Origin of the sequence: Shewanella sp. N2AIL, assembly GCF_022690845.1 — a bacterium.
Classification (GTDB): domain Bacteria; phylum Pseudomonadota; class Gammaproteobacteria; order Enterobacterales; family Shewanellaceae; genus Shewanella; species Shewanella baltica.
This window is the reverse complement of sequence record NZ_JALBYT010000021.1, coordinates 1-19,390: the sequence shown is the minus strand read 5'-3', so window position 1 is coordinate 19,390 and position 19,390 is coordinate 1. Positions and strand designations below refer to the sequence as shown.

Here is a 19,390-nt window from a genome sequence, read left to right as displayed (position 1 = left end):
ACGTTAGAACCTATAGGCTGCGCCGATAAAGTAGGTGCTGCTATAGTCTTGGTCTAACAAGGGACTGGCGGCAATCTCATCGGCAATTAGAGTGTAACGAACTGCCAACAGTAGATCCCAATTGTCAGTTAATATATAACGAGCCGTCATTTCCGCACCTTTATCCCAACCTGATTTTGCTTGATATTGTTCACTCCAATAGGCGTTTTCACTCGGTCTAACGCCATAATAATAATCGACCACTGCTTGGCTCTTCCAATCAAACACCAGTGCGAATTCAAAAATGAAACGATCATAATCCCAGCCATAGGTCCATTTTATTTGTGCTTCTGAACCTTGATGAACATTAAACATATCATGGGTGTACGCCAATCGAATAATGCCGAGTCGGGTATAGATGAATGCTTCGGCACCGCCAAGTAGGGTGAAGTTCCGCGTCTCTAAAGAATTAAATTCACGTTCGGGTTCTGTCGACAAAGACATGTTATTTATGGCTTTGGCTTCGACTTGTGTGCCGCGGTTCAAAAAGATATTCGATGGGTCCCATCGATAGAAATAGGCTCTATCTAAGCTATAACTGGTGACGAGATTGAACGTGAAGCTTTCTTGCTCGGCTAAGGTGTAGCCTAAATTACCATTATCGAAGAACCAGTGTTCGCCGTAATAGGCCACTGTAGGGATAAAGAACAGTGGAATATCGTCAAAATCCTTGAGTGGATTGCTTTTTTGTCCCCAGCCAATGGCGACGCCGAGATCCCAGTTGTTCATCTCAATACACTGATTTTCAGATGCGCAGGTTTCTTTCGCCATTCCGACAGAAGGCAAAATACTTAAACTTGTAATGAGGATAAAAAGGATGCGATACATGATTTAACGATTAAGGGCTGAGGTTAATAATACAGGAAAATAGATTAGCATTTTATGCCCAATTCAACAGTGGTTTCATTCGCAGGGATGCAAAATGATACAGCTATCAATTAAATAGTAAATTTGTAGATCGCACAATACCTTGATAGTCATGCTAAAAGCCTATTTTGGTGGCTTTCATACGGTTAATTGTGGATGTTAAATTTTGTATTCGATACGTTTCGTCTGTAACGGAAATGATATTAATTGTGAGCTGAATAGCTGTGTTGCTTGAAAATAATAATGCCATTCGCAGATGTGAATGGCATTGAATGAAGCTGAAAAACGCGCTTTGCTGTAATAACACAGAGATTAGAATGAAGATTAATTAACCTCAGTAACCGACTTGTAGCCCATTTCTGTCAGTTGATCGTTTACACAATCAAGCACATATTGTTTTAGCTCTGCATTCTCGACTTGATCTTCAGAGGCCATCTGCTGGCACACTTCTTTCAGCTGAGCGATATCGGCTGCTGGTGCAGGCGGTAAAGATGAGTCGTCAGCAAGGGTCGTGAAGCTCACTAATGCCAACAGGGTGAAAACAGCTGATAACTTATTCATTTTATTTCCTTTAGTTATGTATTGTTAACTACAGATTAAGAAGCATTCTCTTAATACCACTGCGCCAACATCTGCAATTTATCACTGCTATTCTGTTTTAGATATAAATAATTTTTACCTTTTGGGGTTAAGGTTTTTTAGCTTGTTTTCCCTTGATTCGCTTCAAGTAAATGACCAGCTTAAGTGCAGAGCCATTGACTTCTATTTAGCCATTCTCCCAACAGATGAACCTGTTGAGTTTGGCTTTAGCGCGAAGGGCTTTGTGCAAAGGTTATGTGCAGAGTGAGTCGTGCTTAACTCCTGCATTAGCTTCGTAGGCTAAATCTGGCATCCCAGAGTTGTTTTTTTTAAAAGTGCCACTTACATCACCTTAACCACTGATTTGCGATTAAGTGCAGTATTCTTGCTGTTTTAGTCCTCGTTTTGATTAAGGTTTTAAGGGCGCTTAATACTAATCTATGCGGAAGTTATAAAAATTCACATAAAATGCGATGTGACGCAGGTTGTAGCCGATTTTATTTCTAGAAGATTGAATTGAAAAGAATTAATTCCCAATCAAACTTACGACTCTATTTATTTTTAATGTTTTTTATTTTAAGCGTATGTTTTTATTTGGTATTTATTGCTGCTTATTCATTTTTAATGATTTCGTTGCCAAGGTTGTGGCTATCCTCTAGAATGCGCGGCTCTCGCAGGTGCGCGAACATAAGGTTGACGGTTAATGTCGTTGATTTTTATTGAATTATTGATTTTTCTCTAGGGGAACTCTGTGTCTACAAAACTGGCTAATCCAGCACCATTAGGTTTAATGGGCTTTGGTATGACAACGATTTTGTTAAACATTCATAACGCGGGATATTTCCCTATTGATTCTATGATCTTAGCCATGGGGATTTTTTACGGCGGCATTGGTCAAGTGATTGTGGGTATTATGTGTTTTATGCGCGGCGATACTTTCGGTACGACGGCATTTACCTCTTACGGGTTGTTTTGGTTAACATTAGTGGGATTAATCCTAATGCCTAATGCGGGCATTGCGGCGAGTCCAACGTATTTTATGGGCTGGTATTTAACGCTTTGGGGCATATTCACTGCATTTATGTTTGTGGGTTCTTTGCGTTATCCACGAGCTAAGCAATTTGTGTTTGCTTCTTTGACTGTCTTATTTTTCCTATTAGCGGCGCGTGATTTCACGGGCAGCGCCTTGATTGGCACTATTGCTGGCTTTGAAGGGATCATCTGTGGTGCGAGTGCGATTTATTTTGCGATGGCGCAGGTGCTCAATAATGAGTATGGCCGTACGATTTTACCGGTTGGTGAATTGAAAAAGTAATGCTGCAGTGATGAAGACTGGTGAAAAGGCTGATGCAGATCAGCCTTTTTTATGGGTGTTTTTTAGCGGGACTAGATTTTAGTTTTAATATAGGCCGCAGCCGCATCATCTAAGCTACGCAAGGATACATAACTCGTGCCTGCCTTGTGGGTGATCAAGAAACCTTTTTCAGTTTCTTTAATTCGGTAAATGTCGGTCCATAAAATTTGGCTGGTCACTGACATAGATTGAGTGTGGATCCCTTGTTCATCAATGGTGAGCGTGACCTCATTGCTGGCCGCTTTACTCATCATTTGACGCATTAACCACCATGCCTTGTGATACTTCACATTGAGTGCATCGATAACGCCGAGTCCAACGAAAAAGTAAGCTAAATAGAGGCTAATGTCAGCAAAAATTAGTGCGATACCTATCAGGGTCAACCCTATGGCTTTGTAGTAAGGTTTGAGCGTGGGATCAGGTACGACAGATTGGGTATAGCATTCATCGAAATGCGCTTTATCTAAAATATAGGTCGTTGAGTAAGAATAGGGCGTCGGCATAATGTCATCTACTTTAGGTGCTACTTAATGCGGGCTAGTGTAGCGATTACAGTGATGAAAGTAACTAAAGTAACGAATGCATAAAGTTGCTAGCGTATTAAGTCGCTGCGTATAAAGTAGCGAACGTATAAAGCGCTAAGGTCGCTCGCGTGAGTATGGGTAAGTGCGACGTCGCGTCCTATGCCAATGCTGGGATGATCTCTTCGATAAAGCTAACACTGGGAGTTGGACAGAAATGCTGCAACGGCTATATTAGTCTTGTCGTCAGCGTTATTCGATCCCATTAGTCCCTCAAGGAGTGCGAAAGCATAATGGCCTTAGTCCCTAAAGATTTTGTTAATTACAAATCAACGCCGGTTTTCAGTCGTGACAACGTCCCTAAAATGTTGCTGCACATGCACAATACTAAGGCTGGCGTGTATGGGCAGATCCAAGTGCTAACGGGTAGCTTAAAGTTCTATGGCTTTACGGGCAGCAGAGGTGAGTTAGATAAAGAGATCATCATTCGCGCCGGTGAAACGGCCATTTCTCATCCCGAGTATTGGCACAAAGTGGAGCTACTGACTGAAGATACCCAGTTCAGACTCCATTTTTATGCCCATAAGGATTCGGTCATAGTGGCACAGCAGCAATCCGAGCGAAGTGAATAGTCTCTAGCTCCTAGCACCTAACATCTAGCAACTAACACTCAGTCCAATTCGCACGGTTCGCGGCTGCAGTTGGCCACTTTTTTAATAACGACTTACGCTAATACCGCTAATAGCGATTTCGCTCCGCTGGAATATCAGTTAAATACTCGACAAATTCCACTTCAAAACCATGGGCGTCAAAGAAGTAAATATTGCGTCGATAGGGATCTTCCATGCCATCTTTGGCAATCGGGAAGCCTGCTTGGGTCAATCTTGCTATCACAGCATCTAAGTTGTCGGTGACAAAGGCAAAATGCGCCAGTCCAATTTGATGGCCAGTTAAATCTCGGTTTTCTCCCTCACCATTATCACTAAAAGCAATGTATTGATAATCATCGCCAAAATGAATCCAATTACGAGGTTTGCCGTACCAAGTGCCCTTATCGCCACCGCGTACACGCCAGTGGGGAAAAGCCGCCTGATAAAAGCGCAGTGCTGCGGGGATGTCGTCTACGACTAAGTTGATATGCTCTAAATGAATCATAATGCGTTCCTTGTAATGATTTTAGTCTGTTGCTGGTGGTTAAAATCTCAAGCCGCTTACATACCGTAACAGTATTCCTGCTGCTTTGGGTACGCTTGTCCGGCATGTTGTTGACGAATGGGCGCTAATGCTTGGGCGTATTGATGCAGCATATACAAGCTGTACTGCACTCTTTCCCTGAGTGCGATATCCCGGGCACCCTCGGGAATGGCATTGAGTACATGGCTGACATTACGGATGATCAAGTGATCGGGAATAGGCACTAATTTATTGTTTTTGAGTGCATTCATCTTCACTTCAACGATGGGATAGGTACCGCCAATCCCGTTCGATACTGAGATTAATAGTGCCGGTTTATGGGCTGTTTCTTCGCGAGTACACATCAATAAAAAGTTCTTCAGTAGTGGCGATGCCATGCCACCCCATTCTGGGGTGATAAGTACCAGCGCATCGGCTTCGTCGACGCTTTGTTCTATTTCGGGCCAGTGTTCCCCCTTGTTGTCTTCCTCTCCATCCCAAAACGGCAGGTTAAATTGGCATAACTCTAAGTGATGTATGCTGGCGTAACCCATAGCATGGGGAGATGAGAAACTGCTTTCGGCAATGTAGCGACCGACTTTAGCACTTTGGGAGTCGGGTCTTTGGCTGGTGCTGATGATGAGTAACTTCATTAAGTAAACCTATTTGTTTATAAATTATTTATAAGGTAATTACTTTATTTAATCTTGTAAAGGATAAAGTAAATAAAAAAGTTTATTTAATCTATTAAAGCGGTACTGGATCGGAGATAATGCGCTGGCTACCATCGGAGAGTTCAGATGAAAACCACTGATAAGATTATTCAATTGCTCAAGTTACATGGCCCACTTACCGCTAAAACCTTAGCGGAGGAATTGGCGTTAACGACGATGGGTGTGCGTCAACATCTTCAGGCATTGGAAGACGCAGGCGATGTGGACATCGAAGATAGAGTTGAAGGTCGTGGTCGCCCAACGCGTTACTGGAGATTAACAGAACAAAGCCGCAGTCATTTTGCCGATCGTCATGAGGAATTGACGGTACAGCTAATTGATTCGGTGAAAATGATCTTTGGTGACCAAGGCTTAGATAAGCTTATCGACCACAGGGAGCAAAGTGCGTTAGTCCAATATCGTGCCGCTATGGAAGGGGCGACAGATATTCCGACACGTTTGGCCATCCTCGCGAAGTTACGCTCGAACGAAGGTTATATGGCGACGATGGAACAGGTAGATGGCGTGTATTTTTTACTCGAAAATCATTGTCCTATCTGCGCCGCAGCGACTAAGTGTTTAAACTTTTGCCGCTCAGAGTTACAACTTTTCCAGCAGTTATTCGCTGATATCGCCGTGGTGAGCCGCGAAGAACATATCATCGAAGGTGCACGCCGCTGTGCATATAAGATTGAGGCTATTCCTCACTAGTGGGACTTAAACCGCTCAATTATGGCGCTTTATCTTTAGGATAAAACGCCACTGAGCGCCAACGCCATATATCAAGCGTTAGTGCGGAGCTTAGAGCTTAGAGCTTAGAGCTTAGTCGCTTAGGGCTTTTCTGGTTCGTGATAGGCCAATAAGGTTTCGAAACGAGCATGTCCTTTAAGTTGTGAGAAATCTGCCTCATCTAAGGCCAGTTCCTTGAAGGATGCGCTGTTATGAATGGCGCGCTCTAAATCAGAAATCGCTCTATCTTCAACCCCTAAGCAAGCAAAGGCACAGGCTCTTTGATAAAAAGCATGGGCGTTAGTCGGGTCAACTTCCAGAACGCGATTACATAGGCTTTGTGCCCAGTTAAATTCGCGCATCTCCATTGCGGCGTCAGCCTTGTAGGTTAGTGCTTCTAAGTCCCCAGGTCGAATCGTGAGAATCTCATCATAGACTTCAATCTTCTGCTCTGGCGTTTGCGCACTTTGCGCCCGTAGCCAGAGGTTATGTATTTCATTGATAATCTCAATCTCGCGATTATTGTCCGTGATGGTACGGCTCTTACGCTTGAGTTCTTGCTCAAGCACTTTGAACTTTTCTTCGTATTGCTCGGCAATACTTTGCAGCTGGTTAGCAGCCAGTTTGGCGGTATGCGTTTTGATTTCTCGCAGGGATTGCCAACCGATAAAGGCGACTAACGAGGCGACACCCGCAATGATGTAGAAGAAGTAAGTTACAGTGACATTGGCGTAGTTCATCGATTTGTCAGCTACGGCGAGTTCGCGGTCGGTGATGTCGATGGTGAGACGACGCTCGAGATCCTGTTGATCGTGTCTGAGGGATTTAAGTTCATCGAGGACGTAACGCTCGACCAGCGGTTTATCATGGATAGCGGAGGGGCGAGCCGCTTCAGGAGGATTGACTGCATCGCTCGCTTGGGCGAAAAAAGAGCTCGCAAGCGTCACTAAAAATAAGGCTAAAAATAGCAGGTTCGAACGTATTAAAACGGGACTTGCGGATAAGTTTTTGATGCGGTAACCACTCACAGTAAGATGAATTGAGCGCCTAGCTTAACAAATTTTACCTCGTTCGATCCAATTTAGCCCAGAATAGCCTTTGTGATGCCCCTCTAGTTCGGCTTGCTATGAGCCGAACTTGCATCCTGCTAGAATGGCTATCTCATTCATATTTCGTCATTTGTGGTGTTATGCAATCTAAGCGCGGCCGACTCGATCGTTATCTTTGTACCCAGTTACACACTCACCGTAAAGCGGTGCGTGAACTGCTATTATCGGGCCGTGTGTGCGTCGATGGATTGATAGTGAAAGATATGGATAGGCAAGTGGATGAGTTTTCCCGCATCCAACTCGATGAGCAAATACTGCAGGCCAATGCGCCCGTCTATGTGATGCTTCACAAACCGATTGGAGTGGTGAGTGCTACCAAAGATACTCAGCATAAAACAGTGATTGATTTGCTTGATTGCGAAGCCCGTGATGAGTTGCATATCGCCGGCAGACTAGATTTAAACTCTTCGGGTTTGTTGTTATTGACCAATGACAGCCGCTGGTCTGATGCGTTGATGTCACCCACACACAAGGTCGACAAAGTGTATCGGGTTACCTTAGCTAATCCTATAACCGAAGAATACATCGCTGCATTTGCCGAAGGGATGTATTTTGGCTTTGAAGATATTACAACCCAACCCGCTAAACTGGTTATCCTCGCTGATAACGTGGCTGAAGTGACTTTACATGAAGGTAAGTATCATCAAATCAAGCGGATGTTTGGTCGGTTCCGCAATCCGGTTGTTGGCCTGCATCGATTATCGATAGGCGATATTGTGCTCGATGAAAAGCTGGCACAGGGTGAAAGTCGCGCGCTCACTGTCGCTGAAGTTGCTTCTATCCGTTAAAAATGATGAACAGAAAAGTACATCAAGCATTCATCGTTCATGTCGTTATTGTTTGCCATGCTAACAATGAAAGCTAAGCATAAAAGCTAAACACAAAAGCTAAGCATTCAAACGGACTTGAGCGTGAATTCCCTCAAGCCCGTGTCATGCCATTAAAGATCTGCGTGAGGGCCGAACACTTCATAGTGCATGTTTTCAGCCGCGACACCCAGAGCGAGAAGTTGTTGCTTGATGGCTGACATGAATCCAATGGGACCGCAGAAATAATAACGTGCGTGGGGAAGCAGCTGTTCGGCGACTTTACTTAACTCCATTTGCCCTTCGAAATCATAATCTTCACCTAACATATCGGTTGGGGCTGGCTCACGATACCAAACATGGCTCATCAGATTATGATGTTGCTGCCGCTTGGCGTGGATAGCCTGTTTGAAACCGTGTACGGCGCCTTGCTCACAGGCATGCAGCCAAGTGATAGTGCTGGGATGCTGCAGCTTGAGTAATTGATTGAGCATACTTTTCATCGGTGTTTGGCCTACACCAGCCGAAATTAGCACTACGGGGGTGTCCGCCGTGACTTCTAGGGTAAAGTCCCCGGCGGGTGGCATCACTGCGATTTTGTCGCCGACTTGTATCGCATCATGCAGCAGGTTCGACACTTGGCCGCCGAGTTCGCGTTTTACACTGATGCGGTAGCTGGTGCCATTGGGTGCATCGGATAAGGAATATTGGCGGATTTCTTCATATGCCAAATTCGGGTGTGTTAGCTTCAAACTTAAGTACTGACCGGGGATAAAATCTTTAACTGGCTTGCCATCTTCAGGCGTCAATATGAAGGAGGTGATGACTGCTGACTCGGTATTTTTCGCGCTAATGACAAACTGACGCTCACCCAACCAGCCACCATCTTGCTCTGCATGCGCTTGATAAATCTTTGCTTCTCGTTGAATAAAGATGTTGGCTAAAAATCCATAAGCCTGTGCCCAAGCTTCTAACACTTCTTCTGTTACCGCATCGCCCCCTAATTCTTTAAGCGTTGCCAATAAATGGCTGCCGACGATCGCATACTGCTCAGGTTTGATCAGAAATCCCGTATGTTTTTGGGCAATGCGCTCAACCGTTGAACTCAGTACCGCTAAGTTTTCGATATTTTTTGCATAGGCTGCGACGGCATTGAACAGGGCTACAGGCTGACCACCAGAATGTTGGTGCGCCAAATTGAACACATCTTTTAGTTCAGGATTATGTTTGAACATGCGTTGATAAAAATGGGTCGTCAGCGCAGGGCCTGCAGATTCGAGTAAGGGAATAGTGCTCTTGATAACTTGGATAGTACGGCTGTCCAACATAGAAAATCCTTAACATGTAAATATAGTGAATGTTTAATAAGTTTAAAGATCTATTTGATTTGGATCAATAGAGATTATCGCTATCTGTGCTATCGATAACGAGGCTGAGATCATTTGAAGTGTTCAACAGAAGGAGAAATTAAATCGAGAAATGATGAAACGGATATTCTATTTCAATGGGTTACAGATGATGTAAATAGAGGGGAATTTGACTGCAACAGCAAAAATGGTTGCAGTCGTTTGGTGGTTGATTGAGTTAAATTAGAGCTTAAATGCGCTCACTTGATTGCGCATGCTGCTGGCGAGCTTAGTCAAATTAATCACAGATTCACTTAATTCCGCCGCCGAAGCTGTGGAATGCTCGGCGATATCGCTGATGGCAATAATGCTGCGATTAATACTCTCGGCAACGCTACTTTGCTCTTCAGCGGCGGTCGCAATGTGGGTATTTAGCTCGGTGATGCTGTCTACTGAGGTGACAATTTCTTTCAGCGCTTGACCCGCCTGATTGGCTTTATCATTGGCATCATCTACTTGATTGATACCTATTTCCATGGCGCTGACGGCTTCTTTAACCCCTTGTTGTAGGGTGGCAATCATGGCCTCAATTTCTTGAGTCGATTTTTGGGTGCGTTGCGCTAAGGTTCGCACTTCATCGGCAACGACTGCAAAGCCGCGACCTTGCTCTCCCGCCCGTGCGGCTTCAATGGCGGCATTGAGTGCCAGTAGATTGGTTTGTTCGGCAATGCTCTTAATCACATCGAGTACGCGGCCGATATTTTGGCTTTCATTAGATAAAAATCCAATGACCTGCGCCGTTTTTTGAATTTGATCAGAAAGCTGCGACATACTGCTAATCGATTGCATCACAATATTATTGCCGTTAGCGGCATAGGTATCGGCATCTTTGGCTGAATCCGCTGCGGCAGATGCGCTTTGGGCGACTTCGGCAACGGTGGCCGTCATCTCATTCATGGCCGTTGCAGTCTGCTCCGTTTCGGCTTGTTGCTGTTGCATTCGTTTATTGGTGGCTTGGGTGAAGCTACTTAACTCATTTGCCGAACTGTTGACCGTAGTTGCCGCCTCGGCAATGGAATGAAGAATGCCCCGTAAGTGTTCAATCACTTGGGTGAGGCTAGTGGATATTTGCCCTAGCTCATCGTGATTAAAAGTGGTGAATCTGACGGTGAGATCAGAGTCTTGATGGATCCTTTTCAGTTTACCAAGGATGTCATTAATGGGATTCATCACGCTTTGATTGACCCAGAGTCCAATCACAATACTGATGATCATGGCGGCACAGGCTAATGCCGCAAAAATAGTGATTGAAGATTGATAAATGGCATTTACACGATCTTTTTCTTCGCCCGCCACGCGGATTTGCAGTGCAATCAGTTCAGATATTTGGTTACTGATAGGATCAATTGCTTGGTACAGCGGCAGGATATTGGCTGAGAGTTGGCTTGAAACATCACCGTTTAATCCTCTTAAGCGCGAAATCAGGGTATCAATCTGTTGATTCGCGGGGGAGAACAGCACTTCGGCTTGTTTTACGAGTCGGGATTCTTCTGAGGTAAGCTCGGTAGATAGGTATTTTTGCCAATGTTGAGTAATAGTCGATTTGGCACTGTCTAGCGCTTCAGCCGCTTGCGAGGCGGTGAAACCACCCGCGTTCGCCTTATTGACCGCATCGATAACATCGACCGCATACTTATCGGCAATCACTTTTAAATCATCCAGCGGCACCACTCTGTCGTTATAGATGCGTTCAACACCCGACTCAATATTGCCCATCATATTAATGGCGAGAAAACCAATCGTCAGTAACATTGCAAGGGGGACCAAAATGCCGATAAACATTTTTTGTTTTATTTGTAGACCGTTCATATGGGATAGCCTCAGTGAACTAAAGAGTCCTTTAGGCAGAGCTCGAGCTATCCCTACGATGAGTCTGTAACATTAGGTATAGCAAATCAGCGGAAAGAAGGGAGAGTAACAGAGGATTTATTTTGTTTCAGATACAAAAAAACCTCGCTAAGCGAGGTTTAAATGTTGGTACAGATGAGAGGACTTGAACCTCCACGCCCTTGCGAGCACCAGCACCTGAAGCTGGCGTGTCTACCAATTCCACCACATCTGCATGGCTATCCGAAATTTCATCGAATGAGTAATCTTAAAACCGAAGAAACAATCTTAATGCTTTGTTTCATTCGTTGAACTGCAATTTGGTACAGGTGAGAGGACTTGAACCTCCACGCCCTTGCGAGCACCAGCACCTGAAGCTGGCGTGTCTACCAATTCCACCACACCTGCACTGTACCTATTGCAGTTCTCTAACATTAGTCACTGAAGCAACCAATTTAAAGATGGTGCCCGAACCCGGAATCGAACCAGGGACACGAGGATTTTCAATCCTCTGCTCTACCGACTGAGCTATTCGGGCGACGGGCGCAATTTAAAGGCTTTTCGGGTTTTGAGTCAATAGATTTTTACTAAATAACGTAAAAAGTGACTCGGTTGGATAAGATTTACACGAAAGTGTCATTTACGCTGCAAGTGGCGAGCTAAAAATAGTCAAACCACTATCCACGCTGGGGACTTAGCAATATTCAGTGATGGGTTAACTTGGGTAACAAAGCAAAAAAATGCCCCTATTAAAGGGGCATTCTCGGCTAGTTTGATAAGATTTCATTGTTTGGATAGTTAGCTTGCATTACCATGAGCACGTTTTGCTTCAGCTTGCTCTGACCTAATTCGCCATAAGCTTCTATCATTATCTCTAATGCCCGTTCATTTGAAGGGGTGCCAGGATATGTTTCCATTACAGATTGTGCTCGGATTGCTGCGGCGCTCCATGCATTCATCTTGAGATAATATTCGGCAACTTGGATTGAATATCTTGCTAAGCGATTCTTCAACGCTAACATGCGTTTTTGCGCATCGGCGGCATATTTGCTGTTAGGGTAAGTTTTGATAAGACGATCAAAATCTTTGAAAGCATCTTGAGCATTTTTAGGGTCACGATCGGTTCGGTCGATATTAAGCATATCGTGGAACAAGTAGTTGTCGGCTTGCATGTTCACTAAACCGCGCATATAGAACACATAGTCAATATCAGGGTGTGTAGGATTAAGACGGATAAATCTGTCTATGTTCGCAATCCCCGAAGCGACATCGTCCATTTTGTAGTAAGCATAAATCAGGTCTAACTGGACTTGAGTTTTGTGAGGTCCGAAGGGGAAGCGTGAGTCTAACGCCTCCAAAGAACGGACAGCTTTAGAGTAATTGCCAAGTTCCATAGAGGTTCTTGCCTGAGTGTAAAGCACATCAGGTGACGTTTTGGCGGCAATATCGTTATCATCAGGGCTGCTGCTACAGGCTGATAACGCTAGTGAAAATAGGACTAAGGTAACGCCTTTGGAAAATTTATACATACTTGAATTCAATTCTTTTTAAGTTGTAGTTAAGAATTTTTCCATTTCACTATAAAATAGAAAACATCCGATTGTAACAGATAGCACACATTTTTTGACCCCTAAATGGGGATACGGTTCCTATGACACAAGAGATTAATCTAAAAAGCGAGATTTCGGCAACACAAACTGGACTGAGATTAGATCAGGCCCTAGCAGAGTTGTTCCCAGATTACTCGCGCACGCGCATCAAGGAATGGATCCTATCTGATGCAGTTCATGTTGACGGCGTTGTCGTTAACAAGCCCCGCGAGAAAGTTTATGAGCTGCAACAGATACTCATAGACGCCACTCTAGAAGAAGAAGTCCATGCCGCGGCGCAGGCCATTGATCTGGATATCGTCTATGAAGATGACGACATTATTGTGATCAACAAGCAAGCAGGACTCGTGGTTCACCCAGGTGCTGGCAATGCCGATGGCACTTTGATGAATGCACTATTGCACCATTGTCCTGATATTGAGCATGTGCCACGTGCGGGTATTGTGCATCGTCTGGACAAAGATACAACAGGTTTGATGGTCGTTGCCAAAACCGTTGAAGCGCAAACGCATTTAGTTGCCGCTTTGCAGGCCCGTGAAATCACTCGTGAATACGAAGCGATTGTTATGGGGACTATGACAGGTGGCGGTACAGTGGATGAGCCGATTGGTCGCCATCTTACCAAACGTACTCACATGGCCGTGCTGCACTCAGGTAAACCTGCGGTGACGCATTACCGTGTCGCGGAAAAATTCCGTAACCACACACGTTTGAGATTACGTCTAGAATCTGGCCGTACTCACCAGATCCGTGTGCACATGGAATACATAGGCCACGTGTTAGTGGGCGATCCTGTGTATGGTGGTCGTCCAAAACCGCCTAAAGCCGCGAGCCCAGAGTTTTTCGATATCCTGAAAAACTTCAAGCGCCAAGCGCTGCACGCAGTTCGTCTAGAATTAGCTCACCCAGTGAGTTGTGAAATCATGAGCTGGCAAGCGCCAATTCCTGAAGACATGGTGATTTTGACTAAAGCACTGCGTCAAGACACGGTAGAGCATCCGATCGAGTATCTCTAAGTGTTTGATCACGATTGGCCTGTTCCTGCTAATGTTGGCATCGCTATGACAAATCGTCATGGCGGTGTGAGCGTGCATCCCTATGACAGTTTGAATCTTGGACTGCATGTCGGTGATGCTGAACAGCAGGTGATGGCTAATCGTGAATTACTCTGCAAACAATTAGCGTTAACTGCCGCTCCTGTCTGGCTTGAGCAAATCCATGGTACCCATGTGCTTAATTTAGACACGCTGAGCTTAGCTCACGCTGCGGATACGCCGATTGCCGATGCCAGTTATAGCCGAACTGCGAGCCAAGTTTGCGCTGTAATGACCGCCGATTGTTTACCTGTATTGCTGTGTAATCAAGCGGGAACCGAAGTGGCTGCAGCCCATGCCGGTTGGCGCGGTTTATGTGATGGCGTGATTGAGGCCACCGCGGCGCAGTTTAGTTCTCCTATGGATGAGTTGATTGCTTACCTAGGCCCGGCCATTGGTCCGCAAAAATTTGAAGTGGGCGTCGAAGTGAAGCACGCATTCTGTGGGTTACATCCACAGGCGGCTGCGTGTTTTATTCCCAGTGGTGACAAGTATCTGGCCGATATTATTGGCTTGGCTAAATTACGCTTGAGTTTACTCGGCATCAAGCATATTTATAGCGCCGATATCTGCACTGTCAGTGACACCGATTACTTCTCTTATCGTCGCGATAAGATGACGGGGCGCATGGCATCGTTGATCTGGCTTAAGTCTTAAGTAAATTCCCCTACAATTTATATTTATTTCCGCGTTATCCGCTTGAATTTGGCTAAATAGCCCCCATCTTTTAACTAACGAAATGTAATACCAATCCTATTTAGATCTCTCCATTAGCGGTACTGATTTAACGCCACTAAATTGGCAAGATATCTTGTGGATTGGCATATCTCTACTTTGTGAGTTTTAGGAGGCTGTATGCGACTCGATCGTATGACCAATAAATTTCAGCTTGCCATCTCAGATGCCCAGTCTCTCGCACTCGGGCGTGATCATCAGTTTATTGAACCGCTGCATTTGATGATGGCATTGTTGAACCAAGATTCAGGTTCAATCCATCCATTATTGACCCAAGCTGGCATTCGCGTGAGTGCGCTGCGCTCGCTTTTGAGTCAAGAGCTGGAACGCTTACCTCAAGTCGAAGGTACGGGCGGCGATGTGCAATTATCCCAAGGTTTAATACGTTTATTAAACCTGTGCGATAAATTGGCGCAAAAGCGTAAAGACAAATATATCTCTAGCGAGTTATTTGTATTAGCCGCGTTAGAAGGAGGCGATGCCCTCGCGCAAGCGTTGAAAAAAGCCGGCGCGACCAAAGAGTTGATGGAGCAAACCATTGAACAAATGCGCGGCGGCCAAAAAGTGGATGATCCGAACGCTGAAGATCAACGTCAAGCGTTGAAGAAGTTTACTATCGATCTGACCGAGCGAGCCGAACAAGGCAAGTTAGATCCTGTGATCGGCCGTGACGATGAAATTCGCCGCACGATCCAAGTATTACAACGTCGCAGTAAAAACAACCCCGTCCTTATCGGTGAACCGGGTGTGGGTAAAACGGCGATTGTTGAAGGACTTGCCCAGCGCATCGTTAATGGTGAAGTCCCCGAGGGCATTAAAAATAAGCGCGTCTTATCCCTCGATATGGGCTCATTGATTGCGGGCGCTAAATATCGCGGTGAGTTCGAAGAACGTTTAAAAGCGGTATTGAATGAGTTGGCGCAGGAAGAAGGTCAAGTGATCCTCTTCATCGACGAGCTGCATACTATGGTCGGCGCCGGTAAAGGTGAAGGCGCAATGGATGCAGGTAACATGCTCAAACCTGCGTTAGCGCGTGGTGACTTACACTGCGTGGGTGCGACCACACTTGATGAGTATCGTCAGTACATTGAAAAAGATGCGGCGCTTGAACGTCGTTTCCAAAAAGTGCTGGTGGATGAGCCAAGCGTTGAAGACACCATCGCCATTTTGCGTGGCCTGAAAGAACGTTACGAGCTGCATCACCATGTGGAAATTACCGATCCGGCGATTGTGGCGGCGGCGACCATGTCGCACCGTTATGTGTCGGACCGTAAGTTGCCCGATAAAGCGATCGATTTGATTGACGAAGCGGCATCTAGCATCCGTATGCAGATGGACTCAAAACCTGAGTCACTCGACCGGCTCGAACGTCGTGCTATCCAGCTCAAACTGGAGGAGCAAGCCTTAGCCAAAGAAAATGATGAGGCGAGCCGTCGCAGGCTGGACCATCTGCAAGAGGAATTACGTGACGTTGAAGCTAAAGCTTCAGAGTTGAACGAAATCTGGCGTACTGAAAAAGCCGCACTAGCGGGAACTCAGCACATTAAAGCCGATCTCGAACAGGCTCGAATGGATTTAGAGGTGGCGCGTCGTGCGGGTGATTTAACTCGGATGTCTGAGCTGCAATACGGTCGTATTCCTGAGCTTGAAAAACAGCTCGATTTGGCATCGCAAGCCGAAATGCAGGACATGACGTTATTGCGTAACAAGGTCACTGAGTTCGAAATCGCCGAAGTCTTGTCGAAAGCGACGGGAATTCCCGTATCGAAAATGCTTGAAGGCGAGCGCGAAAAATTACTGCAAATGGAAGTGGCGCTGCACGAGCGGGTGATTGGCCAAAACGAAGCCGTCGATGCGGTCGCGAATGCGATTCGTCGTAGCCGCGCTGGTCTGGCGGATCCAAATCGCCCGATAGGCTCGTTCCTGTTCTTAGGCCCAACGGGTGTGGGTAAAACTGAGCTGTGTAAATCACTGGCGAGGTTTTTATTCGATACCGAATCGGCCTTAGTGCGCATTGATATGTCTGAGTTTATGGAGAAACACTCAGTATCGCGTTTAGTGGGTGCGCCTCCTGGATACGTAGGTTATGAAGAGGGCGGTTACTTAACGGAAGCCGTTCGTCGTAAACCGTATTCAGTGATATTGCTCGACGAAGTCGAGAAAGCGCATCCCGATGTGTTTAACATCTTACTGCAAGTGCTTGATGATGGACGCTTAACCGATGGTCAAGGTCGTACTGTAGATTTTAGAAATACAGTGATCATCATGACCTCGAACTTAGGCTCCGACATTATCCAAGAAGGATTTGGTCAAGTGACCTATGCAGAGATGAAAGCGGCGGTAATGAATGTGGTTACTCACAGTTTCAGACCCGAGTTTTTAAACCGTATCGATGAATCTGTGGTGTTCCATCCATTGGATGCTGCCAATATCAAGCGTATTGCTTCGATACAGATTGCTTCCTTACGCCAACGTTTGGCGGAAAAGGACTATACATTGGAGATCACCGACGACGCATTATCATTGATTGCGGAAATTGGTTTCGATCCTGTGTATGGCGCAAGACCGTTGAAACGGGCATTGCAGCAAGAAGTCGAAAACCCGCTGGCGCAGAAATTACTGCGTGGCGACTTGTTACCGGGTAAACCGATCAAAGTTAGCTGTGCGGGTGGCGAGTTAGTGTTCGAGCAATAACCAGTAGCTAGTCACTTAGTTTTTTGTTTGAATGCTATACGTTAATCGCAAGCTTGAAGTTGGATTGGTTGAAATAGGCGAACTGAAATAAGTGTTCTTGAATGAACGAGCTTGAAATAAACTATCTTGCAATAAGAGATAGCGCTTTCTTAGTCAGTATCGCTCCCGCTTCAAGCACTAAAACGAAAGGAGCCGAGTTTTTAACTCGGCTCCTTTTCTATTGCATCAGCGTTAATCATTGTTCGTTAATGGCTACTTCTTATCACAGAAGAGTTTGATTCTTTCCTGTTGCTGAGCAATCGAGGCTTGGCGGTCTTCCTCTGTCATAGCGACAGATTCACCCGAATCGGAAGTTTGGCGGATAAGCTTAGTGTGCGTCGTGAGAATATCTAAATTGTGTTTTGCACTCTTACAAATGGATTGAGCCTGTTTAGCATCTTTCTCTTTGATCAGCGCCGCTGACTTTTCTAATTCATTGACTTCAGAAGTCGCTTCCGCTTTCTTTACCGGTGCGATAAAACCCACTTTCGCCTGCTCTAAATCTTCACTGTAGAGCTTTTCTGCTTTGATGTTTTCTTGTTGCGGGGCTTGTTGGCTGTAATGCGTCACCCCATTTTCGTCGACCCAAGTATAGATAACGCCCGCAGAAACGGGGCCAATGAAAAGGGCGAGCCAAAACCATCGGCATAGCATAGTGCTGAACGTGTTCACTTTTAACATCGAAATCATCCCTAACTGGTCTCTCATCGACATGATAATAAAATATGTTATCTTGAAAGCTAACTTCTTTTCACCGAACTAGCGTAATAAGTGTATGCAAAATTCTTCAAATCAAACAGTAAAGAATAAAGGTATCTATTTATTACCGAACCTTTTTACCACAGCGGGTTTGTTTTCTGGTTTTTATGCCGTAATTGCTTCCATGAATGCTAACTTTGAAGCCGCAGCGATAGCCATTTTTATTGCCATAATTTGTGATGGGCTCGATGGACGAGTGGCAAGACTGACTAATACCCAGAGTGATTTTGGTGCTGAGTACGACAGTATGGCCGATATGGTGTCCTTCGGAATGGCGCCAGCACTACTCGCCTACAATTGGGCATTAGCGGACTTAGGTAAAATTGGTTGGCTGGCCGCATTTATCTATTGCGCAGGTGCAGCACTCAGGCTTGCTCGATTTAATACGCAAGTTGGCGTTGCCGATAAGCGTTATTTTCAAGGTCTCGCCAGCCCGGCAGCCGCCGCTGTTATTGCTGGCAGTATTTGGCTTGGTAATCAATATAGTCTCGATGGAAGAAACATCAGTTGGATTGCGGCCCTTGTTACTGCAGCAACCGGTTTACTGATGGTCAGCAATTTCCGCTATCACTCCTTCAAAGAAATTGATTGGCGCGGCAAGGTTAACTTTATCGTGATCTTACTGGTCGTCGGTGTTTTTGTGGTGGTGTCGGTGCAACCTGCATTGATTTTATGTGTCGGCTTCTACTTATATGCGATTTCAGGCCCGATCATTACGATTCGAACCGTGAGAAAGCTCAAAGTCGCTCACGTTGTAGGAGATGATGTCGCGGCGAGTGTCGAAACGAACTCCTCAGTCCAAGCCGCTGCACAAACTCAAGTCGTTACAGATCTCGAGAAAGAGAAACAAGAAGAGCATAAACCTTAGGGCTCGTGCATTTGATCATTGCTTATCATTAGCTAGGTGCAAACAAGAGTAAGGCATCACACTAGGCATAACGTTTTTAGAGGTTTGCTGATAGATATAGCGAAAAATAGCTATCAACTTCTGTTTATGCCCATTCAATCTATTAAAACCTCTGCAATAGGTGATTTCTTCTGCCAGACTTATCAACCCAAACAGCGATATTGCTCAAGATTGCAGTATATTTCTGCAGTTTGGTGGTTATTCATTCGCTTGGCGCAGATTGTTAAAAAAGCCCTTGCACAAAATCTCCTGCTCCCTATAATGCGCATCCACTGACACGGCAGACAGCGAAAGCAAGCTGGCGAGTTAGGTTGAATTGAATGGCTTACTCTCTGTTGAGAATGGCACTTAATTCAATCGCAGCAAGAAGTTGAAAATACTCCTTGACGCGAAACGGGAAATGCGTAGAATACGCAGCCCTAGCCAACT

Annotated in this window: 18 protein-coding genes and 3 tRNA genes; 8 read left to right on the top strand and 13 right to left on the bottom strand. The window is 45.4% G+C overall.

What is annotated here, in order from left to right:
* Positions 1–3: 3 nt before the first annotated feature.
* Together MO387_RS13255 and MO387_RS13250 are read right to left on the bottom strand one after the other, a co-directional pair.
* Positions 4–867, bottom strand: a complete 864-nt coding sequence (locus MO387_RS13255; protein ID WP_107946725.1) for a MipA/OmpV family protein — start codon at positions 865–867, stop codon at positions 4–6.
* A 363-nt stretch (positions 868–1,230) separates the two neighbouring features.
* The gene (locus MO387_RS13250) at positions 1,231–1,467 is read right to left on the bottom strand and encodes a hypothetical protein (RefSeq protein ID WP_006080575.1); all 237 of its coding nucleotides are present in this window, start codon (positions 1,465–1,467) and stop codon (positions 1,231–1,233) included.
* Positions 1,468–2,236: 769 nt separating this feature from the next.
* On the opposite strand from MO387_RS13250, the gene MO387_RS13245 reads away from it, so the two are divergent.
* Positions 2,237–2,800, top strand: coding sequence for a GPR1/FUN34/YaaH family transporter (locus MO387_RS13245; RefSeq protein ID WP_006085788.1), 564 nt, complete (start codon positions 2,237–2,239; stop codon positions 2,798–2,800).
* Between the two features lie 71 nt (positions 2,801–2,871).
* On the opposite strand, the gene MO387_RS13240 is transcribed toward MO387_RS13245, so the two are convergent.
* A complete protein-coding gene (locus tag MO387_RS13240) occupies positions 2,872–3,342 on the bottom strand; it encodes a YcxB family protein (protein ID WP_107946726.1) in 471 nt (156 codons plus the stop codon).
* A gap of 311 nt (positions 3,343–3,653) precedes the next feature.
* Between MO387_RS13240 and MO387_RS13235 the strand changes: the two genes are divergently transcribed.
* A complete protein-coding gene (locus MO387_RS13235; RefSeq protein ID WP_006085785.1) occupies positions 3,654–3,992 on the top strand; it encodes a DUF1971 domain-containing protein in 339 nt (112 codons plus the stop codon).
* Between the two features lie 106 nt (positions 3,993–4,098).
* Here MO387_RS13235 and MO387_RS13230 read toward each other — a convergent pair whose 3' ends face one another.
* Together MO387_RS13230 and MO387_RS13225 are read right to left on the bottom strand one after the other, a co-directional pair.
* The gene (locus MO387_RS13230; RefSeq protein ID WP_006080581.1) at positions 4,099–4,515 is read right to left on the bottom strand and encodes a VOC family protein; all 417 of its coding nucleotides are present in this window, start codon (positions 4,513–4,515) and stop codon (positions 4,099–4,101) included.
* Positions 4,516–4,571: 56 nt separating this feature from the next.
* Complete coding sequence (locus MO387_RS13225; protein WP_011846050.1) at positions 4,572–5,186, bottom strand: NAD(P)H-dependent oxidoreductase; 615 nt, start codon at positions 5,184–5,186, stop codon at positions 4,572–4,574.
* 147 nt (positions 5,187–5,333) lie between these two features.
* Between MO387_RS13225 and MO387_RS13220 the strand changes: the two genes are divergently transcribed.
* Positions 5,334–5,957 carry a metalloregulator ArsR/SmtB family transcription factor gene (locus MO387_RS13220; protein ID WP_006080584.1) on the top strand — a complete coding sequence of 208 codons (624 nt, stop codon included), beginning with the start codon at positions 5,334–5,336 and terminating at the stop codon, positions 5,955–5,957.
* 119 nt (positions 5,958–6,076) lie between these two features.
* On the opposite strand, the gene MO387_RS13215 is transcribed toward MO387_RS13220, so the two are convergent.
* Positions 6,077–7,003: a hypothetical protein gene (locus MO387_RS13215; protein WP_107946727.1), complete on the bottom strand. Its 927-nt coding sequence runs from the start codon at positions 7,001–7,003 to the stop codon at positions 6,077–6,079.
* A gap of 161 nt (positions 7,004–7,164) precedes the next feature.
* On the opposite strand from MO387_RS13215, the gene MO387_RS13210 reads away from it, so the two are divergent.
* Complete coding sequence (locus MO387_RS13210; RefSeq protein ID WP_107946728.1) at positions 7,165–7,872, top strand: 16S rRNA pseudouridine(516) synthase; 708 nt, start codon at positions 7,165–7,167, stop codon at positions 7,870–7,872.
* 152 nt (positions 7,873–8,024) lie between these two features.
* On the opposite strand, the gene hmpA is transcribed toward MO387_RS13210, so the two are convergent.
* From hmpA to MO387_RS13180, 6 genes are all read right to left on the bottom strand, one after another.
* Positions 8,025–9,218, bottom strand: coding sequence for an NO-inducible flavohemoprotein (gene hmpA, locus MO387_RS13205; protein WP_107946729.1), 1,194 nt, complete (start codon positions 9,216–9,218; stop codon positions 8,025–8,027).
* A 261-nt stretch (positions 9,219–9,479) separates the two neighbouring features.
* A complete protein-coding gene (locus tag MO387_RS13200; protein ID WP_107946730.1) occupies positions 9,480–11,105 on the bottom strand; it encodes a methyl-accepting chemotaxis protein in 1,626 nt (541 codons plus the stop codon).
* Positions 11,106–11,271: 166 nt separating this feature from the next.
* Positions 11,272–11,358, bottom strand: a tRNA-Leu gene (locus MO387_RS13195).
* 86 nt (positions 11,359–11,444) lie between these two features.
* Positions 11,445–11,531 (bottom strand) — tRNA-Leu (locus MO387_RS13190).
* Positions 11,532–11,585: 54 nt separating this feature from the next.
* Positions 11,586–11,661 (bottom strand) — tRNA-Phe (locus tag MO387_RS13185).
* A 229-nt stretch (positions 11,662–11,890) separates the two neighbouring features.
* Complete coding sequence (locus tag MO387_RS13180; protein ID WP_006085778.1) at positions 11,891–12,652, bottom strand: outer membrane protein assembly factor BamD; 762 nt, start codon at positions 12,650–12,652, stop codon at positions 11,891–11,893.
* 122 nt (positions 12,653–12,774) lie between these two features.
* Between MO387_RS13180 and rluD the strand changes: the two genes are divergently transcribed.
* The 3 genes from rluD to clpB all read left to right on the top strand — a co-directional run bounded on the left by rluD (position 12,775) and on the right by clpB (position 17,256).
* A complete protein-coding gene (gene rluD, locus MO387_RS13175) occupies positions 12,775–13,749 on the top strand; it encodes a 23S rRNA pseudouridine(1911/1915/1917) synthase RluD (RefSeq protein WP_006080591.1) in 975 nt (324 codons plus the stop codon).
* Entirely contained in the window at positions 13,750–14,484 is a 735-nt protein-coding gene (gene pgeF / locus MO387_RS13170) for a peptidoglycan editing factor PgeF (RefSeq protein ID WP_107402441.1), read from the top strand.
* A 198-nt stretch (positions 14,485–14,682) separates the two neighbouring features.
* Positions 14,683–17,256, top strand: coding sequence for an ATP-dependent chaperone ClpB (gene clpB, locus MO387_RS13165; protein WP_006080593.1), 2,574 nt, complete (start codon positions 14,683–14,685; stop codon positions 17,254–17,256).
* Between the two features lie 252 nt (positions 17,257–17,508).
* On the opposite strand, the gene MO387_RS13160 is transcribed toward clpB, so the two are convergent.
* Positions 17,509–17,976 (bottom strand): DUF4124 domain-containing protein, encoded by a 468-nt coding sequence (locus tag MO387_RS13160; RefSeq protein ID WP_107946731.1) that lies wholly within the window; start codon positions 17,974–17,976, stop codon positions 17,509–17,511.
* A 94-nt stretch (positions 17,977–18,070) separates the two neighbouring features.
* Between MO387_RS13160 and pssA the strand changes: the two genes are divergently transcribed.
* Positions 18,071–18,922: a CDP-diacylglycerol--serine O-phosphatidyltransferase gene (gene pssA, locus MO387_RS13155; RefSeq protein ID WP_107946732.1), complete on the top strand. Its 852-nt coding sequence runs from the start codon at positions 18,071–18,073 to the stop codon at positions 18,920–18,922.
* Positions 18,923–19,390: the final 468 nt, after the last annotated feature.